Here is a 21,108-nt window from a genome sequence, read left to right on the forward strand (position 1 = left end):
TTTCCTTTACTTGATAAACCTGCCTTGACGGCACGAGACGCGAAAACCTTTCGATAAGTAGGTCTTCTTTCGCCGTCGGTTATTAACGCACAATCGCTCATACAGGGCAAATATTTCTGTTTGTTATAAAAACAGCCAGTTAGCAACAAAAACGGCGCGGCGGCTGCGCGCGCAATCGTTTTCGTATATACTGCCCGCCGATCATCAATCCGCTTACTTTCACCGATCCAGGTACGAAACTATGTTAACGATTGGAACCGCCCTGCGCCCTTCCGCCACCCGCGTCATGTTGCTCGGCTCAGGCGAGCTGGGTAAAGAAGTCGCCATTGAATGCCAGCGCCTCGGTCTGGAGGTGATCGCCGTCGATCGCTACGCCGATGCGCCGGCCATGCATGTGGCGCACCGCAGCCACGTCATCAATATGCTGGACGGTGACGCGTTGAAAGCCGTCATCGAACACGAGCGGCCGGACTATATCGTTCCCGAAATCGAAGCGATCGCCACCGCCATGTTGGTCGAACTTGAACGCCAGGGCCATCGCGTGGTGCCCTGCGCCGAAGCCACGCGCCTGACCATGAACCGTGAAGGCATCCGCCGACTGGCGGCGGAAGAACTTGGCCTGCCCACCTCCAGCTACCGCTTTGCCGACAGCGAGACGGTCTTCCGTCAGGCGGTCGAGCATATCGGCTACCCGTGCATCGTCAAACCGGTGATGAGCTCTTCCGGCAAAGGCCAGAGCCTGATCCGCACGCCCGAACAGCTGCAAAGCGCCTGGGATTACGCCCAACAGGGCGGCCGTGCCGGCGGTGGCCGGGTGATCGTCGAAGGGCTGGTAAGATTTGATTTTGAAATTACGCTGCTGACCATCAGCGCCGTGGATGGCGTGCATTTCTGTGAGCCGATCGGGCACCGTCAGGAGGATGGGGATTACCGCGAGTCCTGGCAGCCGCAACGCATGTCGGCTACGGCGCTGAGCCGGGCCCAGGCTATCGCCGAGAAAGTGGTGAAGGCCCTGGGGGGCTTCGGGCTGTTCGGCGTGGAGCTGTTCGTCTGTGGCGACGACGTGATCTTCAGCGAAGTGTCGCCACGCCCACACGATACCGGCATGGTCACGTTGATTTCACAGGATCTGTCTGAGTTCGCCCTGCACGTGCGCGCGTTTCTCGGTTTGCCGATCGGCGCTATCCGCCAGTTCGGCCCTTCCGCTTCGGCGGTGATCCTGCCACAGCTCACCAGCACCGATGTGCGCTTCAGCGGATTGGAAAACGCGCTGCGCGGGCACAACCAGCTGCGTCTGTTCGGCAAGCCGGAAATCGCCGGCCAGCGCCGCCTGGGTGTAGCGCTGGCGACGGCGGACACCACGGAACTCGCGGTGGAGCTGGCGAAACAGGCCGCCGCCACCGTGGCGGTCAACCGCTAAAACTGACGGGGCCGCTTGCGCGGCCCCGATAACATCAATAGTCTTCGTCTTCTTCAGCATCGTCATCCCGCGACGCCTCCGGCGCGGCATCCTGCTGTTCGTCTTCGTCATCGAACAGCACCGCGACATGAGCGCCCTGATGCTTCTCACGAATTTCCTGCGCAACGCGAGCAATGGCCTCACCGCTGCTCATGCCCTGTTCCATCAGCTGATGGATGCGATCCGCCGCTTCCTGCTGCTCCGCGTGGCTCAGTAATGGCATACCTGCATGCATGTGTCGTTCTCTCCGGCAAAAGGGAGAAGGAGTATACGCGCTAACGCGGCGGATCCCAACGTCTTGTGCCTCAGGCCGGCTGTGAACAGCCGTTATCGTTGCGCCACTGCTTTAAACGGTGCCGCCACAGCATGACATGCCACCCCTGCTTCACGCCGCGCGCATTGGCGAGCATCGCTCTGTCGATGCCACGTTGGTAAAATTCCTCGGTAATCTGATTCTGAGCGGCCGGATCCGGCTCACGGCGAATGCTGTGGCAAATCCCCAGCGCTTCGCGGGTGATCTGCCAATGGAACGCCGGCCGAATGGCGATGGTGTTCGCATAACGCAGGTTGAGCCGCTCCAGCATTTCGACGATTTTCATATAGTGGCGCTGATAATCCACGTTAGCCTTGCCGGTGCGGCGGCGATTGCTGATCGACTTGTCGTGCACCCGTTGGCGGTACAGCGGCGTGCTTAAATATTTGACCCGCTTGGCATTAAACATGACCTCCGTCGTCCAGGGAATATCCTGGTGATGTAAGCCCGGTTCAAAATAGAGCCGATGCTGGCGGATAAAATCGAGACGATATATCGCCAACCACACAACGTGAATAAACTTTCGCGATTTCAACGCGCGTTCGAACCATTGAACGCCAGTGATAACATCAGTGGTGCGTAAACGCTCCTGAGGAAAAATCGGCTGCAATTCGTCCTGGCTGGCAAAATAGCGTTCGCCATTGCATTGCATCACGTCTAATTGGTGCCGTTCGGCCTGCTCGAGCAGCGTGGAATACATTTCCGGCGCCAGCAGATCGTCAGCGTCGGGAAACGCCACGTATTTTCCTCGGGCAACGGCGAGCCCGGCATTACGCGCATTGGAAACGCCGGCGTTCGCCTGATCGATAACCCGAATATGCGGATGCGCCGCCGCATAGCGGTGGGCGACCTCCCCCGAACCGTCGGTGGAACCATCGTTAACGATGATCACCTCCAACCGCTGTTCTCGTTGAGCAAGCAACGAAGCCAGGAAAGGTTCTAACAGTTCTCCCGCATTGTGCATCGGGACGATGACGCTCAGCATTAACGACATAGGCAGCTCTTCAATAATAATGTAACAAAATGATAATTTTATTTTTTTGAAAAATAGAAATCGCTTCAGCGCCCGAGCGAAAATATGACGCGAACATTCACATTTCCGCCGCGAGCCAAATAAGATTCATCTTGTTTGTCTTTTCATGCTTTCTACAAGAAAAGCGTTCCACAACAAGGAATAACTTTCACAAGACGGCCACCTTAAAAAACACAGGCAAAACCGTTTCGCATCGCCCGCTTAATAAAAGCGAGCAACAATAAAAGTGTGAAATTAACGAGTTGTCTTTATATTTCTCGGGTCTTGCGCCCTCGGTGAAAAATGCTTTCAGTTATTTTGACGTTAAATTTTTAACATATCGAAGTATAAACAATGGCGCAAAAAATGCCTTATTTCAGGTTTATTGAACTGTCGTTTATGTGAGGTGTGCTGCATGTCTCGCATGGCAAAACATGCATGCCATGGCCGTCTATGGCACACTAGCCGCCAGATATTGCCGTCTTCACAGCCAGGTTTATTGACGTTCATGAGCGTAACCGCCCCAAACATAAAGTCTTTGCCCTACCATCGCAGCGCCCTGATGACGCTTTTTGCCCCGCTTTCATCGCAGCCTTGGGCGATGCTGCTGCACTCGGGCTTTGCCGACCATTCGCACAACCGCTTCGATATTCTGGTCGCGCAGCCGCGCATTACTCTCACGACTCATGGCGCCACCACAGAAATCATAAGTGACGACGTAACAATACGGTCGCAACAAGATCCGTTTGAGTTGTTGCAACAGCAGATGGTGGCGCAAGGTTGGCAACCGGCCTTTAATCCGGATCTGCCGTTTCAGGGCGGCGCCCTGGGGCTGTTCGGCTACGATCTTGGGCGGCGGGTGGAAAGCTTGCCGCAGTTGGCCGAAGCCGACCTCGCCTTACCGGACATGGCGGTGGGCATTTATGACTGGGCGCTGATCGCCGACCACCGGCTGCAAACGCTGACGCTGCTCAGCTATGGCGACGTGGAACAGCGCTGGCGCTGGCTCAATAGCCAAACCGCGCCTGCGGCACGCCCTTTCACACTGCTGAGCGATTGGCACGCCAATATGAGCCGGCAGCAGTACGGCGAGAAGTTCCAACGCATTCAGCACTACCTGCGCAGCGGCGACTGTTACCAAATCAATCTGGCGCAGCGATTCTCCGCAGACTATCAGGGAGATGAATGGCAGGCGTTTTGCCAATTGAGCGTCAGCAACCGCGCGCCGTTCTCCGCGTTCTTGCGTCTGCCTCACAACAGCGTGTTGAGCGTTTCTCCCGAGCGCTTCCTGTGGCTGGAGCAGCAGCGCATCCAAACCCGCCCGATCAAGGGCACGCTGCCGCGGCTGGCGGACGCAGAACAAGACGCCGCACAGGCTCGTCGTTTGGCCGGTTCGCCCAAAGATCGCGCTGAAAATCTGATGATTGTCGATCTGCTGCGCAACGATATCGGCCGCGTCGCCCAGCCCGGCAGCGTGCGCGTGCCGGAACTGTTCATCGTGGAGCCGTTCCCGGCGGTGCACCACCTGGTGAGCACCATCACCGCAACCCTGCCGGACACCGCCTCGGCGACCGAACTGCTGCGCGCCTGCTTCCCCGGCGGCTCGATCACCGGCGCGCCCAAGGTGCGGGCGATGGAAATCATCGAAGAACTGGAGCCGCAGCGTCGCAACGCCTATTGCGGCAGCATCGGTTACCTGAGCGCCTGCGGCACCATGGACACCAACATCACTATTCGCACGCTCGTCACCGAAAACGGCCGCATCCATTGCTCCGCCGGCGGCGGCATCGTGGCGGACAGCCAGGAACAGGCGGAATATCAGGAGACCTTCGACAAGGTTGGCCGCATTCTGCCGCAGCTCGGGGAGTGCGCCCAATCGTGATCCCACCAAATGCACCGGCCTCACTGCACGCCTTTATCAGCCGTTTCCAACTGCAGCTGCCGCAGGCGGCGCAGATCTCGCACAATGTGCGCCCGGCCGCGGTGCTGATCCCGATCGTCTGTCGCGCCGAGCCAACGCTGCTGTTGACCCGCCGCGCCGACTCGCTGCGCAAACATGCCGGCCAGGTGGCCTTCCCCGGCGGTAAAACCGACGCTGAAGACGGGTCGGCGATCGTGACGGCGCTGCGAGAAGCGCAGGAAGAAGTGGCGATACCGCCACAGGCGGTTACCATACTCGGCCAAATGGCGCCGCTCGACAGCAGCACCGGATTTCAGGTCACGCCTATCGTCGGCCTGGTCTCGCCGGACGTGCAGTTCCGCGCCAACGAAGGCGAAGTGGCTGACGTGTTTGAAATGCCTTTGCGGGAGGCGCTGACCCTGTCGCGTTACTACCCGCTGGACATTCATCGCGCCGGCCATACGCACCGGATTTACCTTTCCTGGTACCACAGCCAGTTTATCTGGGGGCTGACCGCCGCCATCATTCGCCGCCTGGCGCAGCAAGTCAGTATTTAGCCGGCATTGCGTGATCTGACTCGCAATCTGGCACGGTTGCCGGCCTCCGCTGCGGGTAAAGCGATCGAAATCACTTCATTTGATCGCTTTTTCAACTACCGTTCCGGTTGAATGGTTTTAAAAAAACTGTAAACCCTCTCTTAAACCTTACGAAATACCTGTAAAATACCACCGTCCGAGATAAACCACTGTAGAAACAGGGATTAAGCCGGCGGCGTTCAGCAAGGAAAGCTGGCGCGATTACCGTTAATGGAGCTTGGGCGAAAGCGGATGCCCCGCACAAGGGTTCGCCCCGGGTAATCAGTAAAAAAAGCGACACCACGGATTATTTAATTTCATGCGAAAAAGGCAGCCGAACCCGCACGGCCCTTTTACAATATCGCTGTTCCCTGCGCGGTTTTTAACCGCCGCAGCCATAACAATACGTCTCTTTAAGGAGTTTTAGCGTGATTAGCGTTTTCGACATGTTTAAGATCGGCATCGGCCCGTCCAGCTCTCATACGGTTGGACCGATGAAAGCCGGCAAACAGTTTGTCGACGATCTGGTAAATAAAGGCCTGATGCCTTCTATCACGCGTGTTGCCGTAGACGTTTACGGCTCACTCTCATTGACCGGCAAAGGTCACCATACCGATATCGCTATCATTCTCGGCCTGGCCGGCAACATGCCGGACACCGTCGATATCGATAGCATTCCGGGTTTTATTCGCGATGTAGAACAACGTCAACGCCTGATGCTGGCCAACGGCCTGCATGAAGTCGATTTCCCGCGCGACGGCGGCATGGTCTTCCGCAGCGACAACCTGCCGCTGCACGAAAACGGTATGCAGGTCCACGCCTTCGCCGGCGATAAAGAAGTGTACAGCAAGACCTATTATTCTATCGGCGGCGGCTTCATCGTCGATGAAGAGAACTTCGGCAAGGCCGCCGAGCAAGAACTGCAAATGCCTTATCCGTTCAATTCCGCGCGCGAAATGCTCGACCACTGTCGCGATACCGGGCTGTCGCTGTCCGGCATGGTGATGCAGAACGAACTGGCGCTGCACAGCATGCAAGAGATCGACACCTACTTCGGTAACGTCTGGCAAACCATGCGCGCCTGCATCGATCGCGGTCTGAACACCGAAGGCGTGCTGCCGGGCCCGCTGCGCGTGCCGCGCCGTGCCTCCGCGCTGCGCCGCATGCTGGTGGCGTCGGATAAACTGTCCAACGATCCGATGAACGTGATCGACTGGGTCAACATGTTCGCGCTGGCGGTTAACGAAGAAAACGCCGCCGGCGGCCGCGTCGTCACCGCGCCGACCAACGGCGCCTGCGGCATCGTGCCTGCCGTGCTGGCTTACTACGATCACTTCATCGAGTCCGTCAGCCCGGACATCTATATCCGCTACTTTATGGCGGCGGGCGCCATCGGCGCGCTGTACAAGATGAACGCCTCCATTTCCGGCGCCGAAGTCGGCTGTCAGGGTGAAGTCGGCGTTGCCTGCTCCATGGCGGCGGCCGGCCTGGCCGAACTGCTGGGCGGCAGCCCTGAGCAGGTATGCGTGGCGGCGGAAATCGGCATGGAACACAACCTGGGTCTGACCTGCGATCCGGTCGCCGGCCAGGTGCAGGTGCCGTGCATTGAGCGCAATGCCATCGCCTCGGTCAAGGCGATCAATGCCGCCCGCATGGCCCTGCGCCGCACCAGCGAACCGCGCGTTTCGCTGGATAAGGTGATCGAGACCATGTATGAAACCGGCAAAGACATGAACGCCAAGTATCGAGAAACATCACGCGGCGGCCTGGCTATCAAGGTGCAATGCGACTGACCGACAACCCCGCCATCCGACGGGGTTTTTTATGGGTAATCAATTCATTGAGCGTTTTTGTGACAATGTCACCAGAAAAAATCCTGCATTTTTCTCATCGATCCGGCGGTTAGCCTGCAAATTGACCTTCTGTTTTGCCAAATCGAAATAATTTACTGAGTTACCATCAATCTTGTATAACCTCAGGCTAGAATTAGCCGAGCGTAACTTAAGGATCTATGGCCTGACCGTGACTCGGAGCTGGATTACCGAACAAGGATTTACCGGATGTTGATGACCCACCTCGCCGCGTCCCAATATCGTTACTACCGTTGGCTGCTGGCCGGAGCGGTGGGCGCGGCTATTCTGTTGGTATCGCTGTATACCCGTTACTATCAAGAGGTCAAAAGCATCGAGCAGAGCCAGCAAACGTTGGCCACCCGCACCGTCGGCAAGATTGACCAGCTGCTGTCCCCCGCACAGCTGCAGGCGGAACGCAGTATGGACATGCTGGAACAACCCTGCGAGAACGTCTCATCGACCCTACGCTTTCGCGCTGCGCAAAATCAGGCGCTGCGCGCCATGCTGCTGGTAAAAAATGGCGTCATCTACTGCTCCAGCCTGTTTGGCGCCCGTCATTATCAGTTGGCCGCCGTGCTGCCGATTTTCGTCAACAGCAACGTCAAGCTGGCGCTGCGCCCTTCGTTGGCGGTGAGCAAAGGACTGCCCACGTTGGTGATGTGGACACCCTCCCCCGGCGATAGAACCAGCGGCGTTCTGCACGTCTTCAATATCGAGCTGTTATCGAACTTTTTACTCGAACCGCAGGAGCCTTATGTTCAGCGAATGGTGCTGAACGTAGCCGACAGCAGCCTGGAATACGGACGCCGTGAAATCCTGCGCCGCGACACCCTGACCAACGATCTGCGTTACACCGCCGGTTCCGAGCGGTACCCGTTCTCGATTTCGCTGTTCGGCCCGCAGGTCGGCATGCTGGCGTTTTCCGCACTGCCGCGCCATATTCCTCTGGCGCTGTTGATCAGCCTGCTGGCGGCCTACGTGGTCTACCTGCTCACCGCTAACCGTATGAGCCTGTCTTATCACATCGGTCATGCCATTACCCACCGGGAGTTCCGCGTTTACTGCCAACCGATCATTCACAGCGATACCGGCCGCTGCGCCGGCGTCGAGATGCTGCTGCGTTGGAAAAAGAAACGGCAGGGGTGGATCTCGCCCGACGTGTTTATCCCGCTGGCCGAGCAGCATGAGCTGATCATTCCGCTGACCCGTTATCTGATGAACACCGTGACGGAAAATCTGCAGCTATTCCCGCCGCGGCCGTCGTTCTACATCAGCATCAACGTCGCGGCCGAACATTTTAAAACGCTCAACATCATCGACGATATCCGCCAGATTTGGCTGCCGGCGCACCCAATGCCGTCACTGATGCTGGAGCTGACCGAGCGCACCGCGCTGTCGGCCATCCAGCATGACCAGATCCGGACGCTGAAAGACATGGGTATCATGCTGGCCATCGACGATTTCGGCACCGGCCACAGTTCGCTGAGCTACCTGAAAAACCTCAGCCCGGACGTGTTGAAGATCGACCGCGGGTTTACCGCGGCCATCGGCACCGACGCGGTAAACGCCACGGTGACCGACACCATCATTACGCTGGCGCAGCGGCTGAAGCTGAAGTTGGTGGCTGAAGGGGTAGAAACGGCGGAACAGGCTGACTATCTGCGCTCACGCGAGGTCAATGCCCTGCAGGGGTATTATTTCGCCAAACCGATGCCGATCCACGTTTTCCCGCTGTGGTTGCAGCAGTACGAATCGCGCGTCAGACATGCGCAAGAGGATCCGCCGGAGGCCTGAGCCTCCGGCGAACGGGTTACGACTGCGTCGGCTCGTCAAAGACGACGCGGGTGACACGCACCAGTTCGATGCGGTATTCGGAGACGTCGACGATATCGAAACGCAGGTGGTTCAGCTCGATAGTATCCCCCACCACCGGCATCTGGCCGTAGTGGGCCAACAGCAGCCCCGCCAGGGTGGCGTAGTCCGCGGTTGGGCTCACCAGGTCATCGCAGGCCAGCGCCTGTTCCAGCGAGTGCAGGTCGGTCCCGCCCTTCACCAGCCAGCCGTCGCCTTCCGCCACAATGTCCGGGGTTTCATCTTCGTCCGGGAATTCACCGGCAATCGCTTCCAGCACGTCCAGCGGCGTCACCAGCCCTTGCACGACGCCGAACTCGTTGGTGACCACCACCAGACGCCCTTTGGCGCGACGCAGCACCGCCAACAGCTTGATGACGTCCATGGTTTCCGGCACCACGATCGGCGGCGTGCGGGCGGCGAACTCGGCGATATCTTCACCCTGCTCCAGCGCCACCAGCAGATCCTTGGCGCGCACCACGCCGACAATCTCATCCACCGAATCGCGGCACACCGGGAACAGACTGTGCGGCGTGTCCAGCAGCTGTTCGCGCACCTCTTCACGAGAGCGCTCGCAATCGACCCAGGAAATCTCGGTGCGCGGCGTCATCACGCTGCGCAATGAGCGCGAGGCCAGCGTCAGCACGCCGCTGATCATATAACGCTCTTCCTCCGCAAAGGTTTCATCCCGCGGCAAGGCGACCGCATCGTCCGTCTGCTGCGCGCGCTGCTGCCCCATCAGGCGCATGATCGCTTCCGCGGTGCGCTCGCGCATCGGGCGACGCGCCTGATGCTTGATGAAGTTGCGACGCGCGATCTGGTTGAACAATTCAATCAGGATCGAGAAGCCGATCGCGGCGTACAGATAACCTTTAGGAATATGCAAGCCGAAGCCTTCGGCGATCAGGCTCAGGCCGATCATCAACAGGAAGCTCAGGCACAGCACCACAATGGTCGGGTGCGCGTTAACGAAGTTAGTCAACGGTTTGGACGCCAACAGCATCACCGCCATCGCGATCACCACCGCCGCCATCATCACCGGCAGATCGTTCACCATGCCCACTGCGGTAATCACCGCATCGAGCGAGAACACCGCGTCGAGGATGACGATCTGCACCACCACCGCCCAGAACTTGGCGTAACCGCGGTTGGCGCCGTCCTGGTGCGTCTGCCCTTCCAGCCGTTCATGCAGCTCCATGGTGGCTTTGAACAACAGGAACACCCCGCCGAACAGCAGGATAAGATCGCGGCCCGAGAAGCTGAAATCGCCGACGCTGAACAGCGGCGTGGTCAGCGTCACCATCCAGGAGATCACCGACAACAGGCCCAAACGCATCAGCAGTGCCAGCGACAGGCCGATGATGCGCGCTTTATCACGCTGCTTCGGCGGCAGCTTGTCGGCCAAAATGGCAATGAACACCAGGTTGTCGATGCCCAGCACGATTTCCAGCACCACCAGCGTAAGCAACCCCGCCCAAATAGAGGGGTCCATTAAAAATTCCATATCAGACTCCAGAGAAAAGTGGGAACGAGCGCAGGAGGCTCAGACGTGACGATGCCGCCGCTGCATGGGCGCAGTCGACAATAGCAAGGTGACGGGATGGGATTACCGGGTGGTGGCCGAGCGGCCGAACAGCATATGTAACGCCAGCAGGTGGCGGGTGAAACCTGGAAAAACAGTAACTTCGGTGACAGTCCATAGGGAGGGCTGAGGCCCTTCACTCCTTAGTGATGAAAGAGGAAATTACTGTATCAGGATTTTTCTGGCGGACAAAGCGGCTTTTTCAACGGCGGTTTAAGGTTGCGCCCTGTCATCTCGCCCACGACCGTTAAGATTTATCCGAGCATTCAATAGCGGAGCAGCGTCACAAAAAATATTTTTTCACTCACTAAAATAAATGACGCGTTCGTGAAGTATCGCGCACAGGCATTTGAAACTGCGTGAGAAATGTTAGGCGTGCGTTTCTTTTTTTCTACCATAATGTATCTGAACCGCGGAAGTGACTGCCAAGACGGCACGGAAGAACGATACACACCGTGCCTGGAGTTCAACGAGGAGGTAGCGAGTGGCAATAGCTATTATCATCGGCACACACGGGGCTGCAGCGGAACAACTGCTGAAAACGGCGGAGATGCTATTGGGCGAGCAGGACAACGTCGCCTTTATAGACTTCGTTCCCGGTGAGAATGCCGAAACGTTAATCGTCAAGTACAACGAAAAAATCAGTGGATTGGATACCAGCGGCGGCGTGCTGTTCCTGGTGGATACCTGGGGCGGTAGCCCGTTCAACGCCGCCAGCCGCATTGCGGTCGATAAAGACAACTATGAGGTCGTCACCGGGGTCAACATTCCGATGCTGGTGGAAACCTTCATGGCGCGGGACGATAACCCCGCTTTCGATGAACTGGTGGCGCTGGCATTGGAAACCGGCCGTGAAGGCGTGAAAGCGCTGAAAAAACCGCAGGAAGAACCCGCAAAACCCGCAGCACCCGCCCCGAAAGCCGCTGCTCCTCAGGCGCCGTTGGGGCCGAACGATCACATGAAAATCGGCCTGGCGCGTATCGACGATCGCTTAATCCACGGCCAGGTCGCCACCCGCTGGACCAAAGAGACCAACGTCAGCCGCATCATCGTCGTCAGCGATGAGGTCGCCGCCGACCATGTGCGCAAGACCTTGTTGACCCAGGTTGCCCCGCCGGGCGTCACCGCTCACGTGGTGGACGTGGCGAAGGCCATCCGCGTCTGGAACAACCCGAAATACGCCAACGATCGCGTGATGCTGTTATTTACCAACCCGACCGACGTTTGGCGTCTGGTGGAAGGCGGCGTGGAGATTACATCCGTCAATATCGGCGGCATGGCGTTCCGTCAGGGGAAAACCCAGGTGAATAACGCCGTTTCCGTCGATGAAAAAGATATCGAAGCGTTTAAGAAGCTGAACGACCGCGGTATCGAGCTGGAGGTGCGTAAGGTCTCGTCCGACAGCCGGCTAAAAATGATGGACCTGATTAACAAACTCAATTAGTGGCGCCAGCCGCTGATTATTTTACTCAGAGCTTTTTTGGTCATAGGAGAAGTGCAATGGAGATCACCACTCTTCAGATTGTGCTGATATTTATCGTTGCCTGTATCGCCGGGATGGGTTCCGTCCTCGACGAGTTCCAGTTCCACCGCCCGCTGGTCGCCTGTACCCTGATCGGCTTCATCCTCGGCGACATGAAAACCGGCATCATCATCGGCGGTACGCTGGAAATGATCGCCCTCGGCTGGATGAACATCGGTGCGGCGGTCGCGCCGGATGCCGCCCTGGCGTCCATCATCTCGACCATTCTGGTCATCGCCGGTGGGCAGAGCGTCGGCGCCGGTATCGCGCTGGCCATTCCGCTGGCGGCGGCCGGCCAGGTGCTGACCATCATCGTGCGCACCCTCACCGTGGCCTTCCAGCACGCGGCGGACAGCGCGGCGGAGCGCGGCAGCCTGCGCGCCATCACCTGGATCCATATCGGTGCCCTGCTGCTGCAGGCGATGCGTATCGCCATCCCTGCGGTCATCGTCGCCATCTCGGTCGGCACCGCCGGGGTACACGCCCTGCTCAACTCGATCCCGGAAGTGGTCACCAGCGGCCTGAACATCGCCGGCGGCATGATCGTCGTGGTCGGTTACGCAATGGTGATTAACATGATGCGCGCCGGCTACCTGATGCCGTTCTTCTATCTCGGTTTCGTTACCGCCGCCTTCACCAACTTCAACCTGGTGGCGCTCGGCGTCATCGGCGTGGTGATGGCCGTGCTGTATATCCAGCTCAGCCCGAAATACAACAAATCTCAGGTTGTCCAGGCCGGCCCGGCTAACGCGAACGATCTCGATAACGAACTCGACTAGGAATAGGTGAGAGAAATGGTTGATACAACTGCTCAAAAGAAACTCACGCCGGCCGACATTCGCGGCGTATTCCTGCGCTCTAACCTGTTCCAGGGGTCATGGAACTTCGAACGCATGCAGGCGCTGGGTTTTTGCTTCTCGATGGTGCCGGTGATCCGTCGCCTGTATCCGGAAAACAATGACGATCGCAAACAGGCGATCAAACGCCATCTCGAGTTCTTCAACACGCACCCTTACGTGGCGGCGCCGGTGCTCGGCGTGACCATGGCGATGGAAGAGCAACGCGCCAACGGCGCGCCGATCGACGACGGCGCGATCAACGGCATCAAGGTCGGTTTGATGGGGCCGTTGGCAGGCGTCGGTGACCCGATTTTCTGGGGCACCGTGCGGCCGGTGTTCGCCGCGCTCGGCGCCGGCATCGCCATGAGCGGCAGCCTGCTCGGACCGATCCTGTTCTTCGTGCTGTTCAACCTGGTGCGCCTGCTGACCCGCTACTACGGCGTGGCCTACGGTTACCGTAAAGGGGTGGATATCGTCAACGACATGGGCGGCGGCTTCCTGCAAAAACTGACGGAAGGAGCGTCCATTCTCGGCCTGTTTGTGATGGGGGCGCTGGTCAACAAGTGGACGCACGTGAATATCCCGCTGGTGGTGTCCAAGATAACCGACCAGACCGGGCATACCAACGTCACCACGGTGCAGACTATCCTCGACCAGCTGATGCCGGGCCTGGTGCCGTTGCTGCTGACCTTCGCCTGCATGTGGCTGCTGCGCAAGAAAGTCAACGCGCTGTGGATCATCATCGGCTTCTTCGTCATCGGTATCTTTGGCTATTGGATTGGCCTGCTGGGCCTGTAATCGTTCGAAACGGCCGGGGGGCAACCCCCGGCTTTTTTATGTGTGGAGCAAGAGATGTCACTGACCGACGCCGTACTGATGCTGTTCATCGCCCTGCTGTTGCTGTATTCGCTGTATGACGAATTCGGCATGGATCTGCTGAAAGGCAAAACGCGGCTCAAAGTGCCGCTCAAACGCCGCAACCGGCTCGACAGCCTGATTTTCGTCGGCCTGATCGCCATTCTGATTTACCGCAACGTCACCACCAACGGCGCGGCATTAACCACTTACCTGCTTATTTCTTTGGCGCTGCTCGCCATCTATATCGCTTATATTCGCTCGCCCAAGATGGTGTTTAAAGCGCACGGTTTTTTCTTCGCCAATGTGTTTGTCGAATATAACCGCATTAAAGCCATGAATTTATCGGAGGATGGCATTCTGGCCATCGACCTGGAACAGCGCCGGCTGTTGGTTCAGGTAACTCACCTGGACGACCTGGAGAAGATTTATCACTTTTTCGTTGATAATCAATAAATAAAAATAAATCCATTCCGTTATCGCTCAAACCCCGCGCTGCTTGTGGACAATTAATCGGCAGCGCCATTTCCTTTCTGACTATTATTTCCGCAACATTGTTACCCCCGGCTACATTATATTCCCGCATGAACTCAGATTAATGAAAACGAGTCTCAATTAAGAGCCAATATAGCCAAAGAATAAGGTTGTCGATGGCTGAAATAATATGGTATGGTTGCGCCGTCATTGGGGAGTAGCCGGTTTCTGGAGAATAAAAACCAGAAACGCCCGTATCAACATACTCGTTTCGCCGTATGAAACGTGGTGCGGGCAGCCAGGTAAGGTTGGCGAGACCATAGACACGTAACTCCGTCGTTTGGTTGGGGGTGGGTTACGTGTATATGGAGCCACCCGGCCGAGGCTATTTCACATGAACCTTTCAGCAACGCTTATTCTCGCTTTCGGCATGTCCATGGATGCTTTCGCCGCTTCAATTGGCAAAGGCGCCAGCCTGCATCAACCCCGTTTTCGCGAAGCGATCCGCACCGGCCTGATCTTCGGCGTGGTGGAAGCGATCACCCCGCTCATCGGTTGGGCCATCGGCCTGTTCGCCAGCCAATACATCATGGAATGGGACCACTGGGTCGCCTTCTCGCTGCTGTTCATTCTCGGCATGCGCATGATCGTCGAAGGGGTGCGCAACAGGCCCGACGAAGAAGAGAAGGTCAAACGCCATGGTTTCTGGTTATTGGTCGCCACCGCCATCGCCACCAGCCTCGACGCCATGGCGATCGGCGTCGGCCTGGCCTTCCTGCAGGTGAATATCGTGCACACCGCGATGGCCATCGGCTGCGCCACCATGATCATGGCGACGCTGGGCATGATGATCGGCCGCTTTATCGGCCCGCTGCTCGGCAAACGCGCCGAGATCCTCGGCGGCGTGGTGCTGATAGGTATCGGCGTCAACATCCTGCTGGAACACCTCGGCTACCTGGCCTGAGGCGACCGAACTGCAAAAAAACCTGCCGCGGCAGGTTTTTTTGTTTCTGGACGCCGCGCCTTTTAAGCGCGACGTCGGTACAGCGCCAGGACGAAATCCGTCTCGCACACAAACTCCCCGCCCTCGGCCAACCGCTGTTGCACTTCCGGCGTGGCGCGCCAGGCGAACGGCGTCATCTGCAGCAGGTTGGCGGCCTGCGCGCCCGGCAAGGTCATCGTATAGGCCAGCGCCTCTTTGCGCTCGCAGTCGAACCCATCGAACTGTTCGTCCTGTTCGGCATGCAGCTGCACCTGCTGGTACACCCGCTCTTTCAGCTGGTACAGATGACGCGGGCCCGGCGAAACCGTCACTACCACGCCGCCCGGCTTCACCACCCGCGCCAGCTCCTGCGCCTTGCAAGGGGCGTAGATGCGCAAGACCGCATCCAGCGCCCCGTCGGCGAACGGCAAGCGGTGGCTGGAGGCGACGCAGAACGAGACCGCCGGATAACGTTTGGCGGCATAGCGGATCGCCACCTTCGCGACGTCCAACCCGTAGACCGCCATATTGCGCCCCTGGGCCAGCCGTGAGGCCACGGCGGCGGTGTAATACCCTTCCCCACAGCCTATGTCCAATAACGCGCCAGCATCGGCCGCCAGCGCCACATCCAGCCACTCGGCCACCTGCGCTTGCAACGGCTGATAATATCCACCGTCGAGAAACGCGCGCCGCGCCTGCATCATTTCCGCGCTGTCTCCCGGCTGTTTCGATCGCTTGTGCTGTACCGGCAGCAGATTGACGTAGCCCTCTTTGGCCTGATCGAACTGATGATTGCCGTCGCAACGCCATTGTTGAGATGAAAAATGCAGCGGCTGATGACACAGGGGACATTGATAAGACATGAATGGGCTTCCAGAGAGACAGGGCGCGGCTAGTCTAAAGAAGGCGCCGGTTTGATGCAAGGCGCATCCCCGCTCGCTTTCATCGCCAACAACACCTGGCCAAGCGGGGAAAAAGCTGGCTACACTGAGAGTCTGTTTTCTCACGCAGGTGAAAATAATTTATGAGCGATCGTTCCGCGCTGCTTGATGCGGTGCCCCACATTCAGCACGGCTTCGGCAGCAAACTCGCGCTGCTGCCGGGGCATCTGCTGCCCTACAGCGCCACATTGCCGGAAAAGAAGCAGGTGCATGGCACCCGCATCGTCGATGTGCTGCAACCGGCGCAGGCGTGCGGTGAGGCCGATGGCTTCTACACGCGCCAGCCCGGCATTCTGCTCAGCGTGCTGACGGCGGATTGCCTGCCGGTGCTGTTCAGCCGTCGTGACGGCGGTGCCATCGCGGCGGTGCACGCCGGCTGGCGCGGGTTGCTGGACGGTATTCTGGAACAGATGGCGGCCCGCATTCGCCAGGACGGCGACACCGCCGATTGGGTGGCCTCCATCGGCCCCGCCGCCGGCCCGTGCTGTTACGAAGTTGACGAAGCGCTGGTGGAAAACTTTAAACAGCGTCTGCCGCTGCCCGCTACGCTGATCAGCCCGCACTATCGGCATCTGGATCTGGCCGCGATCGCCGAATACAAGCTGACGGCACTCGGCTTCGCCGCCGTTGACCGCTCAGGCAGTTGCACTATCTGCACGCCGGACGTCGATCCGCAGCGGCCGCAGCGCTTCAAATACACCAGCTATCGCCGCAACAGCCATCGGCGCGCGCAGGATCCGACGCATCCGGGCATTAAAGGCCGCAACCAGTACGCCGGCATCGTCATCGTCGCCGAATGACGGAAACGAAAAAGCCCGCGCAAAGGCGGGCTTTTTGTACAGCTGACGCTGATTAGATAGCAGTAACGTTTACTGCAGATGGGCCTTTCTGGCCATCTTGGATTTCGAACTCAACGTTCTGGCCTTCAGCCAGGGTTTTGAAGCCGTTACCCTGGATTGCAGAGAAGTGTACGAATACGTCTTTGCTGCCGTCAGCCGGGGTGATGAAACCGAAACCTTTAGACTCGTTGAACCACTTAACTTGACCTTTGATCTTTGCCATCTTGAGTATTTCCTTTGGATTGTTTAAACCGCCCGTAGGCGTTACATAGACAAACTAGAGTCGTTACTGCTTGAGGCACTAAGATAAGGATCGGCAGAGAAGCGGTATTCAACGCTAACGTCTTTACTCAGAACTTCTTTACTGAAAATGCCACACATATACAGAACTGTACCTCGTTTTACCCAGATGCGTTATCACATACTCTGTATGCGATGGCAAGCCATTTTTAATCACTGAACGACATGTCGCACATATTTGAAACGGTCGAGAGCCACATTTGCTTAAATAGGCCAAAAGATGTTGAAGCATCGGCTATTTTCTGCTTGCCAAAATCACTGCGCCAGACCCCGCATTCTGCTGGCGTTTTAACAAAACTTTCATCGTATTGACGCCTATCTGTCTCGTCATTTCCGCTTTTTTGCCGCTTATAGCGTTAAAAAATTTGAATCTTTATGGAATTTGATATGCAACATTTGAATATCGATGAACGGGGGCCAATTTATTCATCGCTCCTCCGACCATTTACCGCCGGAAAGCCCATTCATCATCGGCTTTCAGCCCTGCCGCCAAACGGCGCGGGCGAGCACGGCGAACGGGCCAGCGGTGACGCATCCGCCCTGCACAACGGATGCATAAACATGCAAAGCGCCGACACCTCTCCCGCTTGCCGGTGGGTTCATCATAAATAATCCGAATATCATTAACCTCAATAGCCGGAATAGTCTTATCAATAACGAAAGTTCAACGTTGAATTAAATCCTGAAAACAAGGGGGTTATTTGAATCACCACCCGCGCTTATCAATTCGGCTAATTACAGCCGCGCTTTCAAACCGTTGGTTTTATTCATCCCGCAGCGCCGCCGGGTGATGAGGTAACGCAGACGGTGAGCCCTGCAACGCGATGCGCTCGCCAATCTTCAGCGGATGGAATTGATGCTGCTCCAGCCCCGCTTCACTCAACGCCAGGTTCAACTGCTGCGGCGGCTCGTCCAGCGATTCATCCGCCAATTCGAACACCCCCCAATGAATGGGAATGGCGCGCGGCTGATTCAGTTGACGGTACAGCGTCACCGACTGCTGCGGATCCATATGCTGTTCCTGCATAAACCAGCGCGGCGCATAGGCGCCGATGGGCAGCGCCGCCACGTCGAACGGCCCCAGCCGTTGACCGATCTCCGCCAACCGTTCCGAATAGCCGCTGTCACCGGAAAAATAAAACCGCAGCGCCGGATGGTGGATCACCCAGCCGCACCACAGCGAGCGATTGCGATCCCACAGCGTGCGCATGCTCCAGTGCCGCGCCGGCGTGGCGTAGACCGTCAGCTCGCCCAACGGCAGACTCTGCCACCAGTCCAGCTCATGCACCTTCAGCCGATAACGGCGGAACCAGCGCTTCAAGCCGAGCGGCACGATGAACTCGGCCTGAGGGAAACGCCGCGCCAATTGCCGCACCGTGCGCCTGTCAAGGTGGTCATAATGGTTATGGGAGATCAGCACCGCATCCACCGCCGGCAGTTGCTCCACCGTCAGCGGCGGCGGCGTTCTGCGCTTCGGGCCGTAAAAGCTCAGTGGCGATGCGCGTTGGGACAACGCCGGATCGATCAGGATATAGCGCCCGCTCAACCGCAGCAGCATCGAGGCATGCCCCAACCACCAGACGCTGTCGCCACTGCCGCTGAGATCGGCTGGCTGCCACCAGCGTTCGGTAAATTGCGCGTAGCCCTGCTGCGGCGGCTTGGGCAACCCCTGGCGCTTGCGCTCATCTTGCCAACGTTGAAGATCCCCCTCCTGACGCCGCGAAGGTTCCGGGTTGCGAAATCCCTCCGGCGTGTGATGCGCCTTGGCCGCGTCGTAATAACGGTTGATTCTTTTCATCCAGCGTCTTCTCCCGACCCTCAGCGCCCTGCACGGGCATGGCTTTCAGTGTAACAAACCCGATGAAGCTCGCACTTCGTCAGCCGTGCGCTGCATTGAGGGAGCTTTTGCCGTATGCTGTTGTCTCACTTCGGTGAGACAGCCAGGGCCGCCAAGAGCCCGTTAAGACTCTCTTAAGAACTTTGTGATTGACTTGTAGGGCATACAGAAAAGGAGAAGTTATGAGTCGTTCGACATCCCGCAAATCAGGCGCAGGCCTGGGGCGCCGTATTCGCAGCGCGCTGCTGGCGCAGAAGCAATACTGGAAAATGTATTTCGCCATGAAGCTGCGCCGCGTGCGCGTGCCTGCACCGCTGGTGCTGCTTGGCGGTTCGCTGCTCGGGTTCTTCATGCTGACCCTGCTGATGCTCAGCGTGGTGACCATCGACGTCATCAGCACCCTGCTGCTGCTGTGCCGGAAACTGCTGGGACGGGGTGACGGTGAGGGGCGCGCCTTTATGCCGCGCAGCTGACGAGAAGAGCGCGGAGGCGCAATACGCCTCCGCGCGCAGATTAACGCTTGGCGCCTTTGCGGCGCGTCAGCATGAATCCGCCCCACAGCACTGCAACCCACACCGGCATCAACAGCACCGAAATGCGGATCCCTTCGCTGAAATACATAATCACTAAAATCAGGCCGAGGAACGCCAGGCACAGATAGTTGCCGAACGGATACCACAGCGCCTTAAAGCTCGGAATGACACCCTGACGGTTCTTCGCCGCACGGAATTTCAGGTGCGCCAGGCAGATCATCACCCAGTTGATCACCAGGGTGGACACCACCAGCGCCATCAGCAGCTCAAACGCCTTGCCGGGCATCAGATAGTTGATCAGCACGCCGATCGAGGTAATCAGCGCCGACAGCGCGATGGACAGGACCGGCACGCCGCGCTTGTTGACGCGCGTCAGCGCTTTCGGCGCATTGCCCTGGCTGGCCAGCCCGAACAACATGCGGCTGTTGGCGTAAACGCCGCTGTTGTAGACCGACAATGCGGCGGTCAGCACCACCACGTTGAGCACCGTCGCCACCAGATTGCTGTTCAGCGCATGGAAGATCAGCACGAACGGGCTGCCGCCCTCCACCACTTGCCCCCACGGATAAAGCGAGAGCAGTACGGTCAGCGAACCGATATAGAAAATCAGAATACGGTACACCACCTGATTGGTCGCTTTAGGAATGCTGCGACGCGGATCCGCGGCTTCCGCCGCGGTGATGCCCACCATCTCCAGCCCGCCGAACGAGAACATGATCACCGCCATCGCCATCACCAGCCCCGAGAAGCCGTGCGGCATAAAGCCGCCCTGCTGCCACAGGTTGGTGATGCTGGCCTGTGGCCCACCGTTGCCGCTGGCCAACAGCCAGGCGCCAAACACGATCATGCCGACAATCGCCACCACCTTGATGATGGCGAACCAAAACTCGGTTTCGCCGTACAGGCGCACGTTCACCAGGTTGATCAGATTGATCAACACAAAGAACAGCGCGGCGGACGCCCAGGTGGGGATCTCTGGCCACCAGTACTGAATGTAGATGCCGACGGCGGTCAATTCCGCCATGCCGACCAGAATGAACATCGCCCAGTAGTTCCAGCCGGAAAGGAAACCGGCGAAATCACCCCAATATTTATAGGCAAAGTGACTGAAAGATCCGGCGACCGGCTCCTCCACCACCATTTCGCCCAGCTGGCGCATGATCAAAAACGCGATAAAACCGCCGATGGCGTAGCCCAACAGCACGGCGGGGCCAGCCATTTTAATGGTTTGCGCAATGCCGAGAAATAAACCGGTGCCGATGGCGCCCCCGAGGGCAATAAGCTGTATGTGTCTGTTTTTTAATCCGCGTTTTAGCGGGGTATCCTGATGCTGACCGCCCATCTTATCCTCATATGGCGTACCTCCTTGCCGTTATCGGCCAAGATTTCACCAATCAATAAATGTATCTGCGGGCGGCTTTTTAACACTTAACCCCGTGAG

General features: G+C 58.0%; 20 protein-coding genes and 1 riboswitch. Of the genes, 12 read left to right on the forward strand and 8 right to left on the reverse strand.

The annotated features are described in order from the left end of the window. The first annotated feature begins 241 nt into the window (after window positions 1-241). Window positions 242-1,420 carry a formate-dependent phosphoribosylglycinamide formyltransferase gene (gene purT / locus ACP3TA_RS19950; protein WP_089197146.1) on the forward strand — a complete coding sequence of 393 codons (1,179 nt, stop codon included), beginning with the start codon at window positions 242-244 and terminating at the stop codon, window positions 1,418-1,420. A gap of 34 nt (window positions 1,421-1,454) precedes the next feature. Here purT and ACP3TA_RS19955 read toward each other — a convergent pair whose 3' ends face one another. Both ACP3TA_RS19955 and ACP3TA_RS19960 read right to left on the reverse strand, forming a co-directional pair. Continuing rightward, the gene (locus tag ACP3TA_RS19955; protein WP_033643378.1) at window positions 1,455-1,694 is read right to left on the reverse strand and encodes a YoaH family protein; all 240 of its coding nucleotides are present in this window, start codon (window positions 1,692-1,694) and stop codon (window positions 1,455-1,457) included. 70 nt (window positions 1,695-1,764) lie between these two features. Continuing rightward, window positions 1,765-2,766, reverse strand: coding sequence for a glycosyltransferase (locus ACP3TA_RS19960; protein WP_096242322.1), 1,002 nt, complete (start codon window positions 2,764-2,766; stop codon window positions 1,765-1,767). 526 nt (window positions 2,767-3,292) lie between these two features. Between ACP3TA_RS19960 and pabB the strand changes: the two genes are divergently transcribed. The 4 genes from pabB to ACP3TA_RS19980 all read left to right on the forward strand — a co-directional run bounded on the left by pabB (window position 3,293) and on the right by ACP3TA_RS19980 (window position 8,906). Then, the gene (pabB, locus tag ACP3TA_RS19965; protein ID WP_426784409.1) at window positions 3,293-4,666 is read left to right on the forward strand and encodes an aminodeoxychorismate synthase component 1; all 1,374 of its coding nucleotides are present in this window, start codon (window positions 3,293-3,295) and stop codon (window positions 4,664-4,666) included. Continuing rightward, window positions 4,663-5,241, forward strand: a complete 579-nt coding sequence (locus ACP3TA_RS19970) for a CoA pyrophosphatase (RefSeq protein WP_033644292.1) — start codon at window positions 4,663-4,665, stop codon at window positions 5,239-5,241. The genes pabB and ACP3TA_RS19970 overlap by 4 nt, the downstream gene beginning before the upstream one ends. A 446-nt stretch (window positions 5,242-5,687) precedes the next feature. Beyond that, window positions 5,688-7,052: an L-serine ammonia-lyase gene (gene sdaA / locus ACP3TA_RS19975; RefSeq protein ID WP_096242323.1), complete on the forward strand. Its 1,365-nt coding sequence runs from the start codon at window positions 5,688-5,690 to the stop codon at window positions 7,050-7,052. 267 nt (window positions 7,053-7,319) lie between these two features. Further along, window positions 7,320-8,906, forward strand: a complete 1,587-nt coding sequence (locus tag ACP3TA_RS19980; RefSeq protein ID WP_033643382.1) for an EAL domain-containing protein — start codon at window positions 7,320-7,322, stop codon at window positions 8,904-8,906. A gap of 16 nt (window positions 8,907-8,922) precedes the next feature. Here ACP3TA_RS19980 and ACP3TA_RS19985 read toward each other — a convergent pair whose 3' ends face one another. After that, the gene (locus ACP3TA_RS19985; protein WP_033643383.1) at window positions 8,923-10,467 is read right to left on the reverse strand and encodes a TerC family protein; all 1,545 of its coding nucleotides are present in this window, start codon (window positions 10,465-10,467) and stop codon (window positions 8,923-8,925) included. 562 nt (window positions 10,468-11,029) lie between these two features. Between ACP3TA_RS19985 and manX the strand changes: the two genes are divergently transcribed. The 5 genes from manX (at window position 11,030) to mntP (ending at window position 15,199) form a co-directional block, all read left to right on the forward strand. Beyond that, window positions 11,030-11,989, forward strand: a complete 960-nt coding sequence (manX, locus tag ACP3TA_RS19990; protein WP_042784756.1) for a PTS mannose transporter subunit IIAB — start codon at window positions 11,030-11,032, stop codon at window positions 11,987-11,989. A 56-nt stretch (window positions 11,990-12,045) separates the two neighbouring features. After that, on the forward strand, window positions 12,046-12,846 hold the full coding sequence (locus tag ACP3TA_RS19995) for a PTS mannose/fructose/sorbose transporter subunit IIC (RefSeq protein ID WP_033634888.1): 801 nt from the start codon (window positions 12,046-12,048) through the stop codon (window positions 12,844-12,846). A 15-nt stretch (window positions 12,847-12,861) separates the two neighbouring features. Continuing rightward, window positions 12,862-13,704 (forward strand): PTS mannose transporter subunit IID, encoded by an 843-nt coding sequence (locus ACP3TA_RS20000; protein ID WP_033634889.1) that lies wholly within the window; start codon window positions 12,862-12,864, stop codon window positions 13,702-13,704. 54 nt (window positions 13,705-13,758) lie between these two features. Beyond that, on the forward strand, window positions 13,759-14,217 hold the full coding sequence (locus ACP3TA_RS20005) for a DUF986 family protein (RefSeq protein ID WP_033643385.1): 459 nt from the start codon (window positions 13,759-13,761) through the stop codon (window positions 14,215-14,217). Window positions 14,218-14,435: 218 nt separating this feature from the next. Beyond that, window positions 14,436-14,618, forward strand: a riboswitch (yybP-ykoY riboswitch). 11 nt (window positions 14,619-14,629) lie between these two features. Then, window positions 14,630-15,199, forward strand: coding sequence for a manganese efflux pump MntP (mntP, locus tag ACP3TA_RS20010; RefSeq protein WP_025159822.1), 570 nt, complete (start codon window positions 14,630-14,632; stop codon window positions 15,197-15,199). A gap of 62 nt (window positions 15,200-15,261) precedes the next feature. Here mntP and rlmA read toward each other — a convergent pair whose 3' ends face one another. Further along, window positions 15,262-16,080: a 23S rRNA (guanine(745)-N(1))-methyltransferase gene (gene rlmA, locus ACP3TA_RS20015; protein ID WP_096242324.1), complete on the reverse strand. Its 819-nt coding sequence runs from the start codon at window positions 16,078-16,080 to the stop codon at window positions 15,262-15,264. Window positions 16,081-16,241: 161 nt separating this feature from the next. Between rlmA and pgeF the strand changes: the two genes are divergently transcribed. Beyond that, complete coding sequence (gene pgeF, locus ACP3TA_RS20020) at window positions 16,242-16,958, forward strand: peptidoglycan editing factor PgeF (protein WP_099817951.1); 717 nt, start codon at window positions 16,242-16,244, stop codon at window positions 16,956-16,958. A 52-nt stretch (window positions 16,959-17,010) separates the two neighbouring features. Here the strand turns inward: pgeF and cspE are convergent, their stop codons facing one another. The 3 genes from cspE to ACP3TA_RS20035 form a co-directional block, all read right to left on the reverse strand. Then, window positions 17,011-17,220: a transcription antiterminator/RNA stability regulator CspE gene (cspE, locus tag ACP3TA_RS20025; protein ID WP_002221949.1), complete on the reverse strand. Its 210-nt coding sequence runs from the start codon at window positions 17,218-17,220 to the stop codon at window positions 17,011-17,013. A 41-nt stretch (window positions 17,221-17,261) separates the two neighbouring features. Beyond that, window positions 17,262-17,378, reverse strand: coding sequence for a DUF2627 domain-containing protein (locus tag ACP3TA_RS20030; RefSeq protein ID WP_002211058.1), 117 nt, complete (start codon window positions 17,376-17,378; stop codon window positions 17,262-17,264). A gap of 682 nt (window positions 17,379-18,060) precedes the next feature. Beyond that, window positions 18,061-19,095 (reverse strand): MBL fold metallo-hydrolase, encoded by a 1,035-nt coding sequence (locus ACP3TA_RS20035; RefSeq protein ID WP_046687259.1) that lies wholly within the window; start codon window positions 19,093-19,095, stop codon window positions 18,061-18,063. A 221-nt stretch (window positions 19,096-19,316) separates the two neighbouring features. Here ACP3TA_RS20035 and ACP3TA_RS20040 point away from each other — a divergent pair, with 221 nt between their 5' ends. Beyond that, window positions 19,317-19,607: a hypothetical protein gene (locus tag ACP3TA_RS20040; protein ID WP_033643389.1), complete on the forward strand. Its 291-nt coding sequence runs from the start codon at window positions 19,317-19,319 to the stop codon at window positions 19,605-19,607. A 40-nt stretch (window positions 19,608-19,647) separates the two neighbouring features. On the opposite strand, the gene ACP3TA_RS20045 is transcribed toward ACP3TA_RS20040, so the two are convergent. After that, a complete protein-coding gene (locus ACP3TA_RS20045) occupies window positions 19,648-21,009 on the reverse strand; it encodes an amino acid permease (protein ID WP_033643390.1) in 1,362 nt (453 codons plus the stop codon). Window positions 21,010-21,108 lie beyond the last annotated feature (99 nt).

It is taken from the genome of Serratia sp. 2C06, assembly GCF_050037615.1.
Classification (GTDB): Bacteria; Pseudomonadota; Gammaproteobacteria; order Enterobacterales; family Enterobacteriaceae; genus Serratia; species Serratia ureilytica.

What these genes read in the sequence shown, in the direction of transcription:
- rlmA (WP_096242324.1), bottom strand. Translation starts at nt 16,080, where the DNA reads ATGTCTTATCAATGTCCCCTGTGTCATCAGCCGCTGCATTTTTCATCT.
- ACP3TA_RS20030 (WP_002211058.1), bottom strand. Translation starts at nt 17,378, where the DNA reads ATGTGTGGCATTTTCAGTAAAGAAGTTCTGAGTAAAGACGTTAGCGTT.
- ACP3TA_RS19960 (WP_096242322.1), bottom strand. Translation starts at nt 2,766, where the DNA reads ATGTCGTTAATGCTGAGCGTCATCGTCCCGATGCACAATGCGGGAGAA.
- ACP3TA_RS19955 (WP_033643378.1), bottom strand. Translation starts at nt 1,694, where the DNA reads ATGCATGCAGGTATGCCATTACTGAGCCACGCGGAGCAGCAGGAAGCG.
- mntP (WP_025159822.1), top strand. Translation starts at nt 14,630, where the DNA reads ATGAACCTTTCAGCAACGCTTATTCTCGCTTTCGGCATGTCCATGGAT.
- purT (WP_089197146.1), top strand. Translation starts at nt 242, where the DNA reads ATGTTAACGATTGGAACCGCCCTGCGCCCTTCCGCCACCCGCGTCATG.
- ACP3TA_RS20005 (WP_033643385.1), top strand. Translation starts at nt 13,759, where the DNA reads ATGTCACTGACCGACGCCGTACTGATGCTGTTCATCGCCCTGCTGTTG.
- ACP3TA_RS19980 (WP_033643382.1), top strand. Translation starts at nt 7,320, where the DNA reads ATGTTGATGACCCACCTCGCCGCGTCCCAATATCGTTACTACCGTTGG.
- ACP3TA_RS20000 (WP_033634889.1), top strand. Translation starts at nt 12,862, where the DNA reads ATGGTTGATACAACTGCTCAAAAGAAACTCACGCCGGCCGACATTCGC.
- ACP3TA_RS20040 (WP_033643389.1), top strand. Translation starts at nt 19,317, where the DNA reads ATGAGTCGTTCGACATCCCGCAAATCAGGCGCAGGCCTGGGGCGCCGT.
- ACP3TA_RS19985 (WP_033643383.1), bottom strand. Translation starts at nt 10,467, where the DNA reads ATGGAATTTTTAATGGACCCCTCTATTTGGGCGGGGTTGCTTACGCTG.
- ACP3TA_RS20045 (WP_033643390.1), bottom strand. Translation starts at nt 21,009, where the DNA reads ATGGGCGGTCAGCATCAGGATACCCCGCTAAAACGCGGATTAAAAAAC.
- ACP3TA_RS20035 (WP_046687259.1), bottom strand. Translation starts at nt 19,095, where the DNA reads ATGAAAAGAATCAACCGTTATTACGACGCGGCCAAGGCGCATCACACG.
- pgeF (WP_099817951.1), top strand. Translation starts at nt 16,242, where the DNA reads ATGAGCGATCGTTCCGCGCTGCTTGATGCGGTGCCCCACATTCAGCAC.
- ACP3TA_RS19995 (WP_033634888.1), top strand. Translation starts at nt 12,046, where the DNA reads ATGGAGATCACCACTCTTCAGATTGTGCTGATATTTATCGTTGCCTGT.
- cspE (WP_002221949.1), bottom strand. Translation starts at nt 17,220, where the DNA reads ATGGCAAAGATCAAAGGTCAAGTTAAGTGGTTCAACGAGTCTAAAGGT.
- pabB (WP_426784409.1), top strand. Translation starts at nt 3,293, where the DNA reads ATGAGCGTAACCGCCCCAAACATAAAGTCTTTGCCCTACCATCGCAGC.